This is a genomic window from Pseudomonas sp. S2_B10, from assembly GCF_054668425.1.
In genome coordinates this window covers 4,897,098-4,914,008 of sequence record NZ_CP162768.1, presented here as the reverse complement: position 1 = coordinate 4,914,008, position 16,911 = coordinate 4,897,098, and the positions used below count along the sequence as shown (strand labels likewise).

The 16,911-nt window shown below is 59.6% G+C and carries 16 protein-coding genes; 8 read left to right on the top strand and 8 right to left on the bottom strand.

The features are described 5' to 3' along the window. Nucleotides 1–257 precede the first annotated feature (257 nt). On the top strand, nt 258–1,601 hold the full coding sequence (gene pabB / locus AB4O45_RS22020; RefSeq protein WP_460160531.1) for an aminodeoxychorismate synthase component I: 1,344 nt from the start codon (nt 258–260) through the stop codon (nt 1,599–1,601). 94 nt (nt 1,602–1,695) lie between these two features. On the opposite strand, the gene thrH is transcribed toward pabB, so the two are convergent. Continuing rightward, the gene (thrH, locus tag AB4O45_RS22015) at nt 1,696–2,313 is read right to left on the bottom strand and encodes a bifunctional phosphoserine phosphatase/homoserine phosphotransferase ThrH (protein ID WP_016773816.1); all 618 of its coding nucleotides are present in this window, start codon (nt 2,311–2,313) and stop codon (nt 1,696–1,698) included. Between the two features lie 164 nt (nt 2,314–2,477). Here thrH and AB4O45_RS22010 point away from each other — a divergent pair, with 164 nt between their 5' ends. The 3 genes from AB4O45_RS22010 (at nt 2,478) to AB4O45_RS22000 (ending at nt 6,115) form a co-directional block, all read left to right on the top strand. Next, on the top strand, nt 2,478–3,218 hold the full coding sequence (locus tag AB4O45_RS22010) for a phosphoadenylyl-sulfate reductase (RefSeq protein WP_236169905.1): 741 nt from the start codon (nt 2,478–2,480) through the stop codon (nt 3,216–3,218). Nucleotides 3,219–3,794: 576 nt separating this feature from the next. Next, the gene (locus AB4O45_RS22005) at nt 3,795–5,333 is read left to right on the top strand and encodes an NCS1 family nucleobase:cation symporter-1 (RefSeq protein ID WP_236169904.1); all 1,539 of its coding nucleotides are present in this window, start codon (nt 3,795–3,797) and stop codon (nt 5,331–5,333) included. A 53-nt stretch (nt 5,334–5,386) separates the two neighbouring features. Beyond that, on the top strand, nt 5,387–6,115 hold the full coding sequence (locus AB4O45_RS22000; protein ID WP_041479158.1) for an aspartate/glutamate racemase family protein: 729 nt from the start codon (nt 5,387–5,389) through the stop codon (nt 6,113–6,115). Between the two features lie 131 nt (nt 6,116–6,246). Here the strand turns inward: AB4O45_RS22000 and AB4O45_RS21995 are convergent, their stop codons facing one another. Beyond that, nucleotides 6,247–7,170: a LysR family transcriptional regulator gene (locus AB4O45_RS21995; RefSeq protein ID WP_460160530.1), complete on the bottom strand. Its 924-nt coding sequence runs from the start codon at nt 7,168–7,170 to the stop codon at nt 6,247–6,249. A gap of 125 nt (nt 7,171–7,295) precedes the next feature. Between AB4O45_RS21995 and AB4O45_RS21990 the strand changes: the two genes are divergently transcribed. Further along, nucleotides 7,296–8,042: a 3-oxoacyl-ACP reductase family protein gene (locus AB4O45_RS21990; protein WP_056784118.1), complete on the top strand. Its 747-nt coding sequence runs from the start codon at nt 7,296–7,298 to the stop codon at nt 8,040–8,042. Nucleotides 8,043–8,104: 62 nt separating this feature from the next. Here AB4O45_RS21990 and AB4O45_RS21985 read toward each other — a convergent pair whose 3' ends face one another. After that, entirely contained in the window at nt 8,105–8,800 is a 696-nt protein-coding gene (locus AB4O45_RS21985; protein ID WP_252887598.1) for an HAD-IA family hydrolase, read from the bottom strand. A gap of 239 nt (nt 8,801–9,039) precedes the next feature. Between AB4O45_RS21985 and AB4O45_RS21980 the strand changes: the two genes are divergently transcribed. Together AB4O45_RS21980 and AB4O45_RS21975 are read left to right on the top strand one after the other, a co-directional pair. Then, nucleotides 9,040–13,818, top strand: a complete 4,779-nt coding sequence (locus AB4O45_RS21980) for an RHS repeat-associated core domain-containing protein (RefSeq protein ID WP_460160529.1) — start codon at nt 9,040–9,042, stop codon at nt 13,816–13,818. Next, entirely contained in the window at nt 13,815–14,243 is a 429-nt protein-coding gene (locus AB4O45_RS21975) for a DUF6896 domain-containing protein (protein ID WP_056784098.1), read from the top strand. Before AB4O45_RS21980 ends, AB4O45_RS21975 begins: the two co-directional genes overlap by 4 nt. Before the next feature lie 76 nt (nt 14,244–14,319). On the opposite strand, the gene AB4O45_RS21970 is transcribed toward AB4O45_RS21975, so the two are convergent. The 4 genes from AB4O45_RS21970 to AB4O45_RS21955 all read right to left on the bottom strand — a co-directional run bounded on the left by AB4O45_RS21970 (nt 14,320) and on the right by AB4O45_RS21955 (nt 16,033). Beyond that, the gene (locus tag AB4O45_RS21970) at nt 14,320–14,487 is read right to left on the bottom strand and encodes a hypothetical protein (RefSeq protein ID WP_016773805.1); all 168 of its coding nucleotides are present in this window, start codon (nt 14,485–14,487) and stop codon (nt 14,320–14,322) included. A 118-nt stretch (nt 14,488–14,605) separates the two neighbouring features. Further along, nucleotides 14,606–15,025, bottom strand: a complete 420-nt coding sequence (locus tag AB4O45_RS21965; RefSeq protein WP_024012287.1) for a YMGG-like glycine zipper-containing protein — start codon at nt 15,023–15,025, stop codon at nt 14,606–14,608. A 135-nt stretch (nt 15,026–15,160) separates the two neighbouring features. Then, complete coding sequence (locus AB4O45_RS21960; RefSeq protein WP_252869068.1) at nt 15,161–15,532, bottom strand: bacteriocin; 372 nt, start codon at nt 15,530–15,532, stop codon at nt 15,161–15,163. A 312-nt stretch (nt 15,533–15,844) separates the two neighbouring features. Next, nucleotides 15,845–16,033 carry a hypothetical protein gene (locus AB4O45_RS21955; RefSeq protein WP_024012286.1) on the bottom strand — a complete coding sequence of 63 codons (189 nt, stop codon included), beginning with the start codon at nt 16,031–16,033 and terminating at the stop codon, nt 15,845–15,847. 221 nt (nt 16,034–16,254) lie between these two features. Between AB4O45_RS21955 and AB4O45_RS21950 the strand changes: the two genes are divergently transcribed. Further along, nucleotides 16,255–16,533 (top strand): hypothetical protein, encoded by a 279-nt coding sequence (locus tag AB4O45_RS21950; protein WP_460160528.1) that lies wholly within the window; start codon nt 16,255–16,257, stop codon nt 16,531–16,533. 55 nt (nt 16,534–16,588) lie between these two features. On the opposite strand, the gene AB4O45_RS21945 is transcribed toward AB4O45_RS21950, so the two are convergent. Next, on the bottom strand, nt 16,589–16,870 hold the full coding sequence (locus AB4O45_RS21945; RefSeq protein ID WP_460161515.1) for a YbjQ family protein: 282 nt from the start codon (nt 16,868–16,870) through the stop codon (nt 16,589–16,591). Nucleotides 16,871–16,911 lie beyond the last annotated feature (41 nt).

Here is a 16,911-nt window from a genome sequence, read left to right as displayed (position 1 = left end):
ACTGACCGAGGTGGATGTTGGAGGTACGCCGACCTGAACGTCTTGAGTCGAACTCAAGCTTTGAAAAGCATGAAGATCGGCTCCCTCCCCCAAGATATCGAGCCGAACCCAAGTTTTGAAAAGCCCCCGATCTGCTCCCTTTCCCCCTCGCCCCCTTGGGGGAGAGGGTTGGGGTGAGGGGGAGGCTTTTGACTTTGATCTGGCAGCGCAGAGGACTACAATCCCCACCCCGCCTCAACGGCCGATCTGCCCCGCCCATGCTGACCTGCTCCGTACACCCACTGCCCTACCGCGCCAATCCCGCCGACTACTTTGCGGCCATTCGCAATGCCCCCGGCGCCGTGCTGCTCGACAGCGGCCGGCCGAGCGCTGAACGCGGCCGTTATGACTTGCTCAGCGCCTGGCCGCTGGAACAACTGGCGGTGTTGCCGGACGAAAGCGGTGCGCATTTCCTCCAGCGCCTGCGTGACCACCTCAGCCGCTTGGGCGAAGCGCAGTTGCCTGCCGGGTATGAATTACCATTCGCCGGCGGACTGATCGGTTATTTGAGCTACGACTTCGGCCGGCATCTGGAAAACCTGCCGAGTCAGGCACTGGATGACCTGCAACTGCCCGATGCGCGTTTTGGCCTGTACGACTGGGCGCTGATCAGCGATCACCACGCGCAAACCAGCCAACTGGTCTTTCATCCGTCGCTTGTCGACAGTAAACGGCAGCGATTGGTCGCGCTGTTCACTCAGCCTCAAGTTGACGCGCTGGCGCCATTCAAACTGAACGCCCCCATGGCCGCTGATCTCTCGGCCGACGACTACCGTCAGGCCTTCGAGCGTATTCAGGATTACATCCAGGCCGGCGACTGCTATCAGGTCAACTTCGCGCAACGCTTCCGCGCGCAATGCCAGGGCGATCCGTGGCTGGCTTACTGCGCTTTGCGTCAGGCCTGCCCGACGCCGTTCTCCGGTTTCCAGAGCCTGCCCGACGGCGGCGCGGTGCTGAGTCTGTCACCGGAACGTTTCGTCAGAGTCAGCCAGCGTCAGGTCGAAACCCGACCGATCAAGGGGACTCGCCCTCGCGGCGTGACTCCAGCCGAAGACGCCGCCAACGCCGCCGAACTGCTGGCCAGCCCCAAGGATCGCGCGGAAAACCTGATGATCGTCGACCTGCTGCGCAACGACCTCGGGCGCACCTGCCGCATCGGCTCGGTGCGCGTGCCGGAGCTATTCAGTCTGGAGAGCTATCCGAATGTGCATCATCTGGTCAGCAGCGTGACCGGTGAACTGGCGGCGGATCGTGATGCGCTGGACCTGATCGCCGGCAGCTTCCCCGGCGGCTCAATCACCGGCGCACCGAAGATTCGGGCGATGCAGATCATCGACGAGCTGGAGCCGACCCGGCGCGGTCTGTATTGCGGCTCGTTGCTGTATCTGGACGTGCGCGGCGAGATGGACAGCTCCATCGCTATTCGCAGTCTGTTGGTCAAAGATGGCCAGGTGTGCTGCTGGGGCGGCGGCGGGATCGTCGCCGATTCGGACTGGCAGGCGGAGTATCAGGAGTCGATGACCAAAGTGCGGATCCTGCTCGATACCCTGCAAAACCTCTAAAAACTTAAAAGCTTCGCGAGCAGGCTCGCTCCCACAGGGAAATGTATTCCAAATGTGGGAGCGAGCCTGCTCGCGAAGACGTCCTTCCAGACGACTACAAACTCAACTCTCTATTAGAGGCCTTGAGAAATTCCTGCTTCAGCTCTTCAAACGTATGTACCGCCGGAAACTGCGGAAACTCGCGAATCACGTTGTCCGGCGCATGGAACAGAATCCCCGCATCCGCCTCGCCGAGCATGGTCGTGTCGTTGTATGAGTCCCCCGCCGCGATCACCCGGTAGTACAGGCTCTTGAACGCCAGCACCGACTGGCGCTTGGGATCTTTCTGACGCAGTTGATAGCCCGTCACCCGACCGCTTTCGTCAGTGATCAAGCGGTGGCAAAGCAGAGTCGGGAAGCCCAGCTGGCGCATCAACGGCTGCGAGAATTCATAAAAAGTGTCCGAGAGAATCACCACCTGAAAGCGCTCGCGCAGCCAGTTGACGAACTCCACCGCGCCGTCCAGCGGTTTGAGCGTGGCGATCACTTCCTGAATATCCGAGAGCTTGAGGCCGTGCTCGTCGAGGATGCGCAAACGCTGCTTCATCAATACGTCGTAATCGGGAATGTCCCGGGTGGTGGCCTTGAGGGAGTCGATTCCGGTTTTTTCGGCGAAGGCGATCCAGATTTCCGGTACCAGTACCCCTTCAAGATCCAGGCAAGCAATTTCCACAAGACACTCCCGTTTATAGTGATTATTGAGTCAAGCGAGGCCGAACTCTAGCGTCTGCACCCGAGGCGCGCAACGCAGAGGACGCCCCGGCCGCGGCAGCTTTTTGTTACCATCGGCCCCCTATAGAGCGCCCGAGCGCCATTGACCTGTAGGAAGCCGCCCTGATGAGCCCAACGTTCGACGTCGTGGAACTCGCCACGACCTATGCCAACAAATCCGCCCAGGACATCCTCAAGCTCGCCTTCGCCGAGTTCGGCGATGACTTGTGGATATCTTTCAGCGGCGCCGAGGACGTGGTGCTGGTGGACATGGCGTGGAAGCTGAACAAGAACGTCAAAGTGTTCAGCCTCGACACCGGCCGCCTGCATCCGGAGACTTACCGCTTCATCGAGCAGGTGCGCGAGCATTACCAGATCGATATTGAAATCGTCTCGCCGGACTACACGAAACTCGAACCGTTCGTGAAGGAAAAAGGCCTGTTCAGCTTCTATAAAGATGGCCACGGCGAATGCTGCGGCATCCGCAAGATCGAGCCGCTGCGCCGTAAGCTGTCCGACGTCAAAGCCTGGGCCACCGGCCAGCGCCGCGACCAGAGCCCGGGCACCCGCAGCGCCGTGGCGGTGCTGGAAATCGACACAGCCTTCTCGACACCGGAACGCACCCTGTACAAGTTCAACCCGCTGGCGCAGATGACCAGCGAGGAGATCTGGGGTTACATCCGCATGCTCGAACTGCCCTACAACAGCCTGCACGAGCGCGGTTTCATCAGCATCGGCTGCGAACCCTGCACCCGCCCGGTGCTGCCGAACCAGCACGAGCGCGAAGGCCGCTGGTGGTGGGAAGAAGCCACGCAGAAAGAATGCGGACTGCACGCGGGGAATATCATCAGCAAGAGCAAGGCTTGATCATTTGCTGAAATGAGTTCCCCTGTGGGAGCGAGCCTGCTCGCGAAAGCGCCGTTCCAGTCAACGTTTCAGTTGCCTGATACACCGCATTCGCGAGCAGGCTCGCTCCCACATTGATATGTGCCAGGCACGCAAAAGGTGTACACAAGGTTGTCACCATCGGTGCCATTTATGTGTGCACTTTCAGTTCTGACGCCCTGAAAAGTTACATCCCCCAGCACAATCCCCATCTGCTTGCCCCTCTGCAAACTCCCTCCCCTGAAAAAAATTCCTGTCCAATCGATCAATTTATATCGCCGGTTTTTCAGTCACTTACCCCGCATTGATAACTATTCGAAATGAGCCCTAGCGCTTATAGATTGGCAACTGGCACAAATCTGGCTTTATCGCATACATGTTTTGTATACAAAACTGCAAAACATGCACACTTTCGATCCGCAAGCCTGAAGCGCCCTATCCCGTACAGGCTGCAGATGCCCCGTAACCAGTGATGTTTTCACCGCCGCGACGAAGATTTGTCGAGCCTGAGCGCTCATGCACAGTCATCGCGGGAGTGAACGTCAGGAGCCTGCCGGAATGCGTACAAGTCTTTCGAATAACATCGCGCTGAATCTGCCCTCCTCCACGCTTGATCAACCGTTGCTTGATGACGGACTGAGCGAGCCGCTGCAACTGAGCCCGCGTCTGCACAACAGCGATCTGGCGCCGACCAAAGCCGAAGGGCGGCGCTGGGGCCAGTACAGCATCTTTGCCCTGTGGACGAATGACGTGCACAACATCGCCAACTATTCGTTCGCCATCGGCTTGTATGCACTGGGTCTGGGCGGCTGGCAAATCCTCTTGTCACTGGGGATCGGCGCGGCGCTGGTGTACTTCTTCATGAACCTGTCCGGGTACATGGGGCAGAAAACCGGGGTGCCGTTCCCGGTGATCAGCCGGATCAGTTTCGGCATCCACGGTGCGCAAATTCCTGCATTGATCAGGGCGGTTATCGCCATCGCCTGGTTCGGTATTCAGACGTACCTCGCCTCGGTGGTATTCCGCGTCCTGCTGACCGCCGTGCATCCCGGCTTTGCCGAATACGATCACGACTCAATTCTGGGCCTGTCGAGTCTGGGCTGGGTGTGCTTTGTAGCAATCTGGCTGGTGCAACTGGCGATCCTCGCCTACGGCATGGAGATGGTGCGCCGTTACGAGGCATTTGCCGGGCCGGTGATTCTGCTGACCGTAGCCGCACTCGCCGGGTGGATGTACTTCCAGGCCAACGCGACCATTGCCTGGTCGATCCGCGAGCCGCTGACCGGGGGCGAGATGTGGCGCAACATTTTTGCTGGTGGCGCGTTGTGGCTGGCGATCTACGGCACGCTGATCCTCAATTTCTGCGACTTCGCCCGTTCTTCGCCGTGCCGCAAAACCATCAAAGTAGGAAATTTCTGGGGCTTGCCGGTGAACATTCTGGTATTCGCCGCGATTACCGTACTGCTGTGTGGCGCGCAGTTCCAGATCAACGGGCGGATCATCGAAAGTCCGACCGAGATCATCGCTTCGATCCCCAACACGTTCTTTCTGGTGCTCGGCTGCCTGGCTTTTCTGATCGTCACCGTTGCGGTGAACATCATGGCCAACTTCGTCGCCCCGGCGTTCGTCCTCAGCAACCTGGCGCCGAAGTACCTGACCTTCCGCCGCGCCGGGTTGATCAGCGCGACCATCGCCGTGCTGATCCTGCCGTGGAACCTCTACAACAGCCCGCTGGTGATCGTGTATTTCCTGTCGGGCCTCGGCGCCCTGCTCGGCCCGTTGTACGGCGTGATCATGGTCGACTACTGGCTGATCCGCAAAGGCCGGATCAACGTGCCGCAGCTCTACAGCGAAGACCCCAACGGCGCTTATTACTACAGCCGTGGCATCAATTTCCGCGCGGTGGCGGCGTTTATTCCTGCAGCGCTGATCGCCATCGTTCTGGCCCTGGTACCCGGTTTCCACAGCGTCTCACCGTTCTCCTGGCTGATCGGTGCCGGCATCGCCGGCATGCTTTACCTGATCATCGCCAAGCGCCAGACCCATTACGCCGAAGTCAGCGGTGAATGCATCGCTGTGGATAACGTCAGCCACTGATCCCTTCGCGGCCCGGTTTCGGGCCGCACCACTGCCCGCAATAAGGATTTTCCATGCGTATTCTCGTGGTCAACGTCAACACCACCGAATCCATCACCGACGCCATCGCCCGCTCGGCGCAGGCCGTCGCTTCGCCCGGCACCGAAATCGTCGGCCTGACGCCGTACTTCGGCGCCGAATCGATTGAAGGCAATTTCGAAAGCTACCTGGCCGCCATCGCCGTGATGGATCGAGTGATGTCTTACGATCAACCCTTCGATGCGGTGATCCAGGCCGGCTACGGCGAACATGGCCGCGAAGGTTTGCAGGAACTGCTCAACGTGCCAGTGGTAGATATCACTGACGCGGCGGCCAGCACCGCGATGTTTCTCGGCCATGCCTACTCGGTGGTGACCACGCTGGATCGCACCGTGCCGCTGATCGAGGATCGGCTGAAATTGTCCGGCCTGTGGGATCGCTGTGCCTCGGTGCGCGCCAGTGGTCTGGCAGTTCTGGAGCTGGAACATGAACCGCAGCGCGCACTGGAAGCGATCGTGCAGCAGGCCGAACTGGCGGTGACCCAGGACAAGGCAGAGGTGATTTGCCTGGGCTGCGGCGGCATGGCCGGGCTGGACGAGCAGATCCGCCGGCGCACCGGCGTGCCGGTGGTGGATGGCGTGACAGCGGCGGTGACGATTGCCGAGTCGCTGGTGCGTTTGAAGTTGTCGACGTCGAAGGTTCGCACTTATGCCACGCCACGACCGAAGAATATTGTTGGCTGGGCGGAGCGCTTTGCTCGATAAACCGAGTTATCGTTCATCGCGGGCAAGCCCGCTCCCACAGGGTTTTGTGTTGTTTGCAAGATGTGTGAACAACTCAAAACTTGTGGGAGCGGGCTTGCCCGCGATAGCCGCAACTCGGTTTGATGCCTGGCTCAGATAGCACTAAACCGCCGCCCCAGTCCCTGCTCAACAAACTGTTCAATCACGAAATCCACAAACGCCCGGGTCTTGCCCGGCAACAATTTGTGCTCGGCGTAATAGATCGAAATGTTGCCGTCATCGACAAACCAGTCCGGCAGCACTCGCTGTAACGTCCCTGCCTGAAGATACGGCACCGCAAACGGCATGCTCACCAGCGCAATGCCCAAACCTTGCATCGCCGTCGCGCACGCCGCCTCGGAATCACTCATGGTCATCCGCGCCCGCAATGTCAGCGGACTGTGTTGCTGATCGCGGTGAGTCAGTTGCCAGGAACGCACGCGCCCGGTCTGCGGTGAGCGAATCAGAATGCCGTCGTGTTGCCTGAGGTCATCGGGATGGCTGATCGGCGCATGTTTTTGCAGATAGTCCTCCGATGCCACCAACACCCGATGCGCCGGTGTCAGCCTGCGCGCAACCACGCCTTGTGGCAGTTCAAAGCCGCCGCCAATCGCCGCGTCGAAGCCCTGCCCGATCAGGTCGACCTGGCGGTTATCGAAATGCCAGTCCGGGTTGATCGCCGGATAGCGCCGCAAGAACTCACCGAGCAGCGGCACGATATACAGACGACCGAACACCGTGCCCATGCTGACTTTCAGCGTGCCGGCCGGTTGCCCGCCGGCACTGGCCAGATTGGCTACGGCATTCTGGATGGTGGTCAGGCTGGCGCTGACTTCACTCAAAAACAGCTGCCCCGCTTCGGTCAGGGTCAGGCTGCGGGTACTACGCTGGAACAGCCGCACGCCAAGCCGCGCCTCCAGTTTCGCCACGCTTTTGCCGACCGCCGCCGGGGTCAGGCTCAAGCGTCGCGCGGCTTCGGCAAAGCTGCCGACTTCGGCGCTGCGCACAAAGCATTCGATACTGCTGAACGTTTCCATGATCGCCACTATAAACTTCTGGTTTACACAGACTATAGCAATCATGGTCTACCCGGTTGTCGATGCCAGGCCGATACTCGGCACCAACACCAAGGCATTCCGCCTTGAACACTTGGAGATCGAACATGACCACTCAACACCTCAGCGGCAAGGTCGCTCTGATTCAAGGCGGTTCGCGCGGCATCGGCGCAGCCATCGTCAAACGTCTGGCCGCTGAAGGCGCCGCTGTCGCTTTCACCTACGTCAGCTCCGCCGCCAAAGCTGAAGAACTGCAGAACAGCATCACCGGCAACGGCGGTAAAGCCTTGGCGATCAAGGCTGACAGCGCCGACGCCAGCGCGATTCGCCACGCCGTCAGCGCCACCGTCGAAGCGTTTGGACGCCTGGACATTCTGGTCAACAACGCCGGCGTACTGGCCATCGCGCCGCTGGAAGACTTCAAACTCGAAGACTTCGATCAGACCCTGGCCATCAACGTGCGCAGCGTGTTCATCGCTTCGCAGGAAGCGGCGAAACACATGGGCGAAGGCTCGCGGATCATCAACATCGGCAGCACCAACGCCGACCGCATGCCCTTCGGCGGTGGCGGTGTCTACGCGATGAGCAAATCGGCACTGGTCGGCCTGACCAAAGGCCTAGCCCGCGACCTCGGCCCTCGCGGCATCACCATCAACAACGTGCAACCTGGCCCGGTCGACACCGACATGAACCCGGCCCATGGCGAATTCGCCGACAGCCTGATCCCGCTGATGGCCGTCGGTCGTTACGGCACCGCCGATGAAATCGCCAGCTTCGTCGCCTACCTGGCCGGGCCGGAAGCCGGTTACATCACCGGTGCCAGCCTGACCATCGACGGTGGTTTCGGCGCCTGACAGACCGGCAAGAAAAAACGCCGCCCTTTTTTACAGGAAGGACGGCGTTTTTGTGCGGACGGTCAAGCCAGCTCCAGCATCGGTAAGCCAAAGGCGCTGGGCCTGAAGTCTTTCAGCGAACGAATAATGCCGTCAGCGTGAGCATATTTCTCATCAGCCATCGCTGCGTCGGGGATGGCGATTGCGGTCATGCCTGCCGCTTTCGCGGCGGTGACGCCGAACGGCGAATCCTCGAACACCAGACAATCCCCGGGCGCGACGCCCAGACGCCTGGCAGCGGTGAGGAAAATATCCGGCGCCGGTTTGGCCGCGCCGACTTCCGGATCGTCCGCCGTGACGATGAAATCGAACAGCGCAAACCACTCACGGTGCAAGGTGGTTTTCTGTCCGAACGACTGGCGCGACGAACTGGTGCCGACTGCGATCGGGATGTTGTGCGCCTTGAGGTGACGCACCAGCGCTTCGGCCCCCGGCATCGCCTGCGCCTTGGGAAAACGCTCGCGCATCAGCGGCTCGCGAATCTGCAGGAATTCTTCCGGGCTGATCGGTAGTTCCAGCGCCTGCACCACGTAATTGGCCAGATCATTGGCACCGCGACCAATGATGTTTTGTTTGACGCTCCAGTCGAAGGTTTTCCCGTAGCGCCCGGCAATCAGCGAGGTGACCTCGGTGTAAATGCCCTCGGTGTCGAGCAGCAAACCGTCCATATCGAAAATCACGGCCTTGATCGGGCCGAACGTCTTCAGCGGTGCATTCATCATCGGATCCGTTAACAAAGACATCCCGGGCGACAGGCAGCGTGCCGCAACGCGGATCTGATTAATGGGTTCAGCAGCATAGCGAGGCCGATGGACATTGAGCAACGGGCAATGCCATCGACGCCCTTTCGCATTTAGCGAAAACTCCTACAGACACTGCCTACTTCCCCGACTTCTTTCCTTTTTGATCCCCCGCAAAGTCCGCGCTCCCGTTTCTTCATATGCGCGAGCGACTGCGAATGTTTCAACCCGATCAGCTCCTGGCCCTGAACAACAGCATCGGACTGCTGGTGGTGGCCGCCCTGAATCCGAAGCAGCCAGATTTTGAAGCGCTGATCGACGAGTTCCGCCTGTGCCTGAACAACTACGACGCCTGGGCCGAGCAGTTCTGGACCGGGACGGCGCTGGACATCGAGCAGGTGTTCAAGGTTGGCAATGACGTACAACTGAGCGCGCCGATCACTTCGCGCGCACCTGTCAGTTCATCGGTGGTCATGTGTTCGGCCAGCGGACCGCTGACCCTGGTGCATCTGTTTGAAGCAGCGCGCTTCGTGCCGATCGGCGACACCCCGGTGACCCTCGAACCGCTGCTCAGCGACGTCGACGGCGTGCTGACCTTCGGCGAACCAAAGCGCTACACCATTGGCCCGAGCGGGATCCTCGAGGTGACCGATTGCATGCGCGGCCAGCGCTATCGCGTCACCTTCTTTCCCAACGTTTCCTCCGCCCATGTCCGCGCCCTGTATGCCTCATATGAAGGGGTCATTGCCGGCCTTGAAGGCTGGCTGCGCAGCGAATGGACAGGCTTCCAGCCGCAGTGGACGGAGTTTTCCAGCGCCGGTTTTCTTGATCGTTACGGGCAGTTGCAGCGGGCCGATTGGCGCGGCCTGGAAAAAGCCCTGAATGGCGTCTGGGATGACATTCAACAGCTGTTCGCCCTACTTGCCGATCTGCAGGAGCACAGCGCAAAGCTCCTCGAATACCTGAGCGAAGTCGAACTCGAGGCGCTGCTTGCCGCTTCAAACGAAGCGATCGCCAACGCCTTGTTGATGCTCAGCGACGAGCCGTTGTTGTTCATTCATCTGGCCGCGTTCACCAGTTGGCTAAAAATGCTGCCGCCGCAATACCTCGCCGAGGTGGTGGCCGAAGTTCGCACCGAGTTGCTGATCAGCTTCCTGTTGATGCGCGTGGCGGGCGGTGCCGGCGTATCGCTGCGTTTGAGCGGCAAGGTCTTGGCGAAGATCAAGTCGCCAAGGGCGCGGGAGTGGCTGGCCGCCTCAGCCTTGCGTCTGGCTGAGCTGACTTCGACACCGGAACTCAAACAGCACGCGAGCACGCTGAAGCCGCTGATGTTCCATGCGCGCGAAGTGGAGCTGAAGCCGACGCCATCGATTCCGCTGAACATTCGTCAGGCCGACGCGGTGGTGCTCCGCGTGCCGAATCCGGCGCCGCTCGCGCGGGAAAAATCCCAGGGCATGGCGCGCCTTGAGCGCCACGAGCCCCACGACGACGTCCCCGATCAAGCGAAAAACCCCAACGGCGATGCCGCCGACTGCGTCCCCAATACCTGCAAAAACGGCTGTCCGGTGTCGATGGTCACCGGCGAGGAACTGCTGACCCTGACCGACGCGGTGCTCGATGGCGTGCTGCCCTTCGAGTTCACCCGCTTGTACCGCAGCAGCGCGGTCGAGATCGACATCGGCCTGGGTTTTGGCTGGAGCCACACGCTGGCCCATCGCCTGTCCTTCGACGGCGATGGCGTGATCTGGATCGACCACGAAAACCGCCGCACTCGTTTTCCCCTGCCCAACGTCGCGCGCCCAGCGATTCACAACAGCCTGTCGCGGGCGGCGATCTTTCTCGGCGATGAGCCGGAAGAACTGATTCTGGTTTTGGCCGGCGACAGCGCGCGCTTTTATCACTTTCGCGCCGGCCGGCTGACGGCGATCAGCGACGTCTACGGCAATCGTCTGACCCTGCAACGCGATCGCTCCGACCGCATTCAGCGTCTGGACAACGGCGCCGGCCGCGCCCTGCTGTTGCGTTATGACCGCGCGCAACTGGTGGCGATCGATTATCAGGTGTTCGTCCAAGGCGAGTGGACCACCGAGCAAACCCTCGCCACCTACAGCTTCGATGCCCGGCAACGCCTGCTGACCGCGACCAACGCGGTCGGCGACAGCGAACGCTACGACTACGACGACCACCACGTCATCCTCCAGCGCCAGTTGACCGGCGGTGCGAGCTTCTTCTGGGAGTGGCAGCGCGAGGGCAAAGCCGCCCGCTGCGTGAGGCACTGGGCGTCGTTCTCGCAGATGAACACCCGTTACGTCTGGAACGATGATGACGCCAGCGTGACCGTGCATTACGTCGACGGTACCGAAGAAGTCTACGTCCACGACGAGCGCGCACGGCTGGTGCGGCAGGTCGCGGCCGATGGCGGCGAGCAGCTCAAGGCCTATGACGAGCAGGGGCGCTTGATCGCCGAGCAGGATGCGTTGGGCGCGGTTACCGAATACCGCTATGACGAACTCGGACGGCTGATCGCGCTGATTCCGCCGGACGATGCACCAACGTCCTACGAGTACCGCAACGGCTTTCTCTACAAGCGTTGCCGTGGTGATGCGGTGTGGATCTACCGGCGCAATGCCGAAGGCGCCGTCACTGAAGCGGTCGATCCCGACGGCCAGGTCACCCATTACTACTACAACCTGCGCGGCCAATTGCTGTCGCTGCGCTATCCGGACAGCAGCCGCCACCGCTGGGTGTGGAACGAGCTCGGCCAGCTCATCGAAGAAACCCTGCCCGATGGCGGCGTGCGGCGCTTTTCCTACGATGCGCTGGGACGGCGGATTACCACCCAGGACGAATTTGGTGTCGTCAGTCGTCAGCAGTGGGACGCGGCCGGCCGACTGATCCTGACGACTTCTCCTACGGGAAGCACGCGCGCCTACAGCTACGGCGCCTACGGCCAGATCACCGCTGAGCGCGACGAGCTCGGGCGCATCACCCGCTACGAATATGACGACGACCTGCATCTGGTCTCGCGGCGGATCAACCCTGACGGCACCCGCGTGCAGTACCGCTACGACCATGCGCGGTTGCTGCTGACCGAAATTGAAAACGAGTCAGGGGAAAAATACCGACTGGATTACACGCCGACCGGATTGATCCGACAGGAAACCGGGTTTGATGGGCGGCGCACGGCTTATGCCTACGACCTTAATGGTCATTTGCTGGAGAAGACCGAGTTTGGTGATTTCGGCCCCAGTCTGGTCACCCACTATGAGCGCGACAAGGCCGGGCGTTTGCTGGTCAAAACCCTGCCCGATGGGCTCAAAGTCCGCTACGACTACGATCGCCTCGGTCGGTTGATCGGTGTCGAGGACGGGCAAAACCATCCGCTGGCCTTCGAGTACGACCGTCAGGACCGGCTGATCACCGAGCATCAGGGCTGGGGCACCTTGCGCTACGCCTATGACGCCTGCGGTCAGCTCAAGCGCCTGCGCCTGCCGGACAACAGCAAGCTCGATTACCACTACGCCAAGGGCGGTGCGCTGTCGGCCATCGACCTTAATGGCACGCCGCTCACGCGCCACGTCTACCAGTCCGGTCGCGAACAGCAACGCCAGCAAGGTTTGCTGCTCAGCGAATATTCTTACGACGATCAGGGCCGCTTGCTTGCCCACGCTGTAGGTCATCGCCACGCTTCGCTGTACCGCCGCGATTATGCCTACAGCGCCAACGGCAATCTCGAGCACATTGCCGACAGCCGCCACGGCCAGCGCACTTATGGCTACGACGCCCTCGACCGGTTGATCCGCGTACGTCACTCACGCGACGAACTGCCCGAATCCTTCGCCCACGACCCGGCCGGCAACCTGCTGATGCAGGATCGTCCCGGCCCTGCGCAGATCAAGGGCAATCGCCTGCTGATGCAGGGCGACCGTCATTACGACTACGACGCCTTCGGCAACCTGATCCGCGAACGCCGTGGCCACGGCCAGACCCTGGTCACCGAATACCGCTACGACTGCCAGCACCGCCTGATCGGCCTGACCCGCCCCGACGGCCAGACCGCCACTTATCACTACGACGCCTTCGGCCGGCGCATCCGCAAAACAATCGACGGCGCCGTCACCGAATTCTTCTGGCAAGGCGAACACCTCGTCGCCGAAAGCAGCGCCACGCAATACCGCAGCTTCCTCTACGAACCCGGCACCTTCCGCCCACTGGCGATGCTCGACGGCAAAGGCCCGAAAAAAGCCTGCCCGTTCTACTACCAACTCGACCACCTCGGTACTCCGCAGGAACTCACCGACTACAGCGGCGAAATCGTCTGGTCCGCGCAATACGACGCCTACGGCAAAGTCGCCGCCGTCACCCTCGCCGGCGAAGACTACCTCGACCAACCGCTGCGCTTTCAGGGGCAGTATTTCGATGTTGAAAGCGGATTGCATTACAACCGGCATCGGTATTACGACCCAAGGCTTGGACGGTATTTGACGCCGGACCCGGTGAAGCTGGCGGGTGGGTTGAATCAGTACCAGTACGTGCCGAATCCGACGGGGTGGGTGGATCCGTTGGGGTTGACGTCCAATTGCCCACCGCCGAAGAAGCCTGGGTGTGAGGTGCCGGGGGCGAGTGATAGGGTTAAGGTTGATGAGGGGGAGCCGGACCTACCGGCCATTGCTCACAATATAGATCCAAACACTCTGAAACGAGTACATGCAATCGCGGGTAAGACCTCAACTAGGACAGTAGATGGGTATAAGGACAAAATGCGTGACGGATTCAATTCAGTACGCCCCATTGACGTTCTAGAACATAACGGCAGTTTATATATTCTGGATGGACACCACCGCGCAGCAGCTGCACGACAAACTTCGACCAATGTGACGATTAAACTCATAACAAATCTGAAAGCGTACGAAGGATCTCTAAGAAGCATTGAAGATATATTAGAGTCAGCAAATAATGTAGGCTTCGACAGATTGGAGCACCGGAGAAGAAGATGAGTGATCAAAGTGAAAATCTGGAGACCCTGATAAATGATTTTATCTCCATGGTAGATTCCAGCACGTTGATACTTGAAAGAAAATTTGGCACTCGAGATATTCGAAAGCTCTGGTATACCAAGGCGATCAAGCGATGCGGGAGAGTCACTCGAGGCGTTAAATATGAATTGCACGGCATTGGCTGCCGCATCAATCTATCGACAGGAACCGTAGATTTTGACTATGGACCTAATGGTGAAATCAATGGATTCGACACTTGGCGCTTATACAACTTTGCTTGTGAACGACCATCTAAGCATAGAAAGTATTGCAACGAAGAAACTATCGAAAAAGAATTCGCCGAATACATCAATCTAAAAAAAATCAAAAAAATTTCAGCCATAAGTAATCTATATATCTGGGCCGACTCGAAAGAAACGACCTAAACACGACCACAAAGAGGGCCTGTGGACTCAGGCCCTTTAAACCAATATTCAAAATCTCCATTCACCAAGAACACTCTCACTGCTCATCCCCATCCTCCTCATACTCCATATCCGCCTCATCCGCATCATTCAACGGCACCGTCGCATCATCCATCAGCGAGCCGGGATCTTCATTCCCCGGATCATTGATAAACGGCAATCCACTCGGGCCCTTCTCTTCTTTGCCTTCGGTTTCGGGAGTCATGGCGCACCTCTTGAGCGTGTGGGATGTATCACTTTCGAAAAGCCCTATCGCCAATCGTTCCTCTGCCTGACGGCCAGACACGAAAAACCCGGCGCCAGGCCGGGTTTTCGTTGATCAATCAGCGATGTTTATTTTTGTGTTTGTTCTTGTGCTTGTGGCCGCCGGAATGAGATCCGCCGTCGTCGTCGCCAAGATTGTTACCTACCGCGCCGCCTGCTGCGCCGCCCAGGCCTGCGCCAATGGCGGAGCCGGTGGAGCCGCCGAGGCTGTTGCCGACGACCGAGCCGCCTGCTGCGCCAAGACCGCCGCCAATCGCGGCTTCGGTGCGGTTGCGTTTGTTCGCGCCGACGGCACTGCCGGCCGCGCCGCCAACACCTGCGCCGACCGCTGCGCCCGTACTGCCGCCAAGTTGTCCGCCAACCACATTACCCAGCGCACCGCCGAGACCACCGCCTACGGCAGCGGTGCCGTCTCCGGCCGCCATCGCGCCCTGCGCCACGACCAAGCCAAAAAACAGTGCAGATAATGACAATCGCATATGAACCTCGCAGTTCCCGAATCGGGACAGTCCGCCCAAGCGGGGCGTATGCAGATTGGAGATGATTTCGGACGAAACGTTCAGCCATGAAAAAGCCCGACATCGAGTCGGGCTTTTTCTGACAGGCCATCAGTCTCAGTGGCGCCTGTGACCTTTGCCCAGGTTGCTGCCGACTGCGCCGCCGGCCGCGCCGCCCAGACCTGCACCGATGGTGGCGCCGTTGCGGCCGCCCAGGCTGTTGCCGATCACCGAACCGCCGGCTGCACCGACACCGCCGCCGATCGCCGCTTTGGTGCGGCTGCCCTTGCGTGCGGCGACGGCACTGCCTGCTGCGCCCGCGACGCCAGCGCCAATGGCGGCACCGGTGCTGCCGCCCATTTTCTGACCGACCACGTTACCCAGCGCGCCACCCAGGCCACCGCCCAGCGCCGCGGTGCCATCACCGGCAGCCATCGCACCTTGAGCAACCAGAAGGCCAAGAACCAGAGCAGGCAGTGTTAAACGCATGACGAAAACCTCAAATAAACGGGATGACGAGAAGGAGCGGGATTTAATGCGCTCGGCGCAGGAAAGTCCAGACGCGGGCGGCAGCGTCGATTGGACCGCAATCGTGGAAAAGGTTTTATGCCGGGCAAAAAAAAGCCCGCTGGGGAGACGGGCTGGAGACTTGCTTTCTAACGGATGGCTTCACACTACGTTGGCCAACGTGAAAAGTTTGTGAAAAAAAACCGACATTAATGTCAATGCCCGTCAGGGATTTCAAACCCCTATTCCTGCGCACATAAAAAACCCCGTTCAATGACGGGGTGCAGGATGAAATCACTTTCTGGTCCTTGCCGTGACCTTGGGCAGGAATTTCGCTTTCGGCCCTTTTGGGGCCGTGGATTTGATTTTGCCGATGCTGACCGGATCCTCGCCAAACCCCGACTGATACTCCGACTGACCGCAGCGCACACAGTTGTTGAATGAAAACTCAGCGCCATCATCTTCGATAAATGGACCTGACATAGACTCTCCCCTACGCAACCGGGTCGACACCGACAAAACAGTTTTGCCTGGAAAATATCGCCCCTCAGCGCTTTTGAGACTAGCTGGTCACTACTGGACTTGCCGTTCAGAAAGACTGATCACCGACGAATGGAAAAAAGCGTCGTGAACGATCATTCGCTAAAGATTTCCATCGAACGGCCGCTGCCCTTACTCCTACCAATGAATCTCAAGGAGAGATCATGCAGATCAATGGATTCCCGAACATGCCAGTCGTAAAACTCACGGACGAGCAGATCGCTGCCGGCAAGGCCGGTGCGGAAAAACTCAAGGAAAAGATCGCCTCGGGTGAAATCACCATCAAATACCCAGACAAACCGCTTCTGCAACTGGGCGTCGTCTACCATCCCAGCGAGCCCGCACCATCGGCGCAGCCTGACGGGACACCGCCCCTCGTTGCCATCGATACACCGCTGACCTATGACTCAAGAGGCGCTGTGTTGCTCAAGCCACAAGGCTGATTGACGCGAAAAAGCCCACTCGTTGTGCGAGTGGGCTTTGCCTTGAACACAATAATCAGCGCAGCTTCACCGCAGTTCCGGTGACGAACACCACGACCATGCCGCCCTTGCCTGCCGGCATGCTGATCTCAAAATCCACGCCAACCACAGCATCAGCCTGCAATGCCCGCGCTCGATCTTTCAGTTCGTCGGTGGCCTGAATGCGTGCTTTTTTAAGAGCCCGCTCCAACGTCTGCGACCGCCCGCCAAAGAAGTCGCGCATGCCGGCGAACATATCGCGGATCACGTTGACGCCCTGCACAGACTCGGCGCTGACGATGTCCAGATAGGCAGTGATCTGCCGCCCCTCGACGGAATGAGTGGTGGAATGATCATGAA

What these genes read in the sequence shown, in the direction of transcription:
- AB4O45_RS21990 (WP_056784118.1), top strand. Translation starts at nt 7,296, where the DNA reads ATGACCACTCAACACCTCAGCGGCAAGGTCGCTCTGATTCAAGGCGGT.
- AB4O45_RS22000 (WP_041479158.1), top strand. Translation starts at nt 5,387, where the DNA reads ATGCGTATTCTCGTGGTCAACGTCAACACCACCGAATCCATCACCGAC.
- AB4O45_RS21960 (WP_252869068.1), bottom strand. Translation starts at nt 15,532, where the DNA reads ATGCGTTTAACACTGCCTGCTCTGGTTCTTGGCCTTCTGGTTGCTCAA.
- AB4O45_RS21970 (WP_016773805.1), bottom strand. Translation starts at nt 14,487, where the DNA reads ATGACTCCCGAAACCGAAGGCAAAGAAGAGAAGGGCCCGAGTGGATTG.
- AB4O45_RS21955 (WP_024012286.1), bottom strand. Translation starts at nt 16,033, where the DNA reads ATGTCAGGTCCATTTATCGAAGATGATGGCGCTGAGTTTTCATTCAAC.
- AB4O45_RS21975 (WP_056784098.1), top strand. Translation starts at nt 13,815, where the DNA reads ATGAGTGATCAAAGTGAAAATCTGGAGACCCTGATAAATGATTTTATC.
- pabB (WP_460160531.1), top strand. Translation starts at nt 258, where the DNA reads ATGCTGACCTGCTCCGTACACCCACTGCCCTACCGCGCCAATCCCGCC.
- AB4O45_RS21980 (WP_460160529.1), top strand. Translation starts at nt 9,040, where the DNA reads ATGTTTCAACCCGATCAGCTCCTGGCCCTGAACAACAGCATCGGACTG.
- AB4O45_RS21995 (WP_460160530.1), bottom strand. Translation starts at nt 7,170, where the DNA reads ATGGAAACGTTCAGCAGTATCGAATGCTTTGTGCGCAGCGCCGAAGTC.
- AB4O45_RS21965 (WP_024012287.1), bottom strand. Translation starts at nt 15,025, where the DNA reads ATGCGATTGTCATTATCTGCACTGTTTTTTGGCTTGGTCGTGGCGCAG.
- AB4O45_RS21985 (WP_252887598.1), bottom strand. Translation starts at nt 8,800, where the DNA reads ATGAATGCACCGCTGAAGACGTTCGGCCCGATCAAGGCCGTGATTTTC.
- AB4O45_RS21950 (WP_460160528.1), top strand. Translation starts at nt 16,255, where the DNA reads ATGCAGATCAATGGATTCCCGAACATGCCAGTCGTAAAACTCACGGAC.
- AB4O45_RS22010 (WP_236169905.1), top strand. Translation starts at nt 2,478, where the DNA reads ATGAGCCCAACGTTCGACGTCGTGGAACTCGCCACGACCTATGCCAAC.
- AB4O45_RS22005 (WP_236169904.1), top strand. Translation starts at nt 3,795, where the DNA reads ATGCGTACAAGTCTTTCGAATAACATCGCGCTGAATCTGCCCTCCTCC.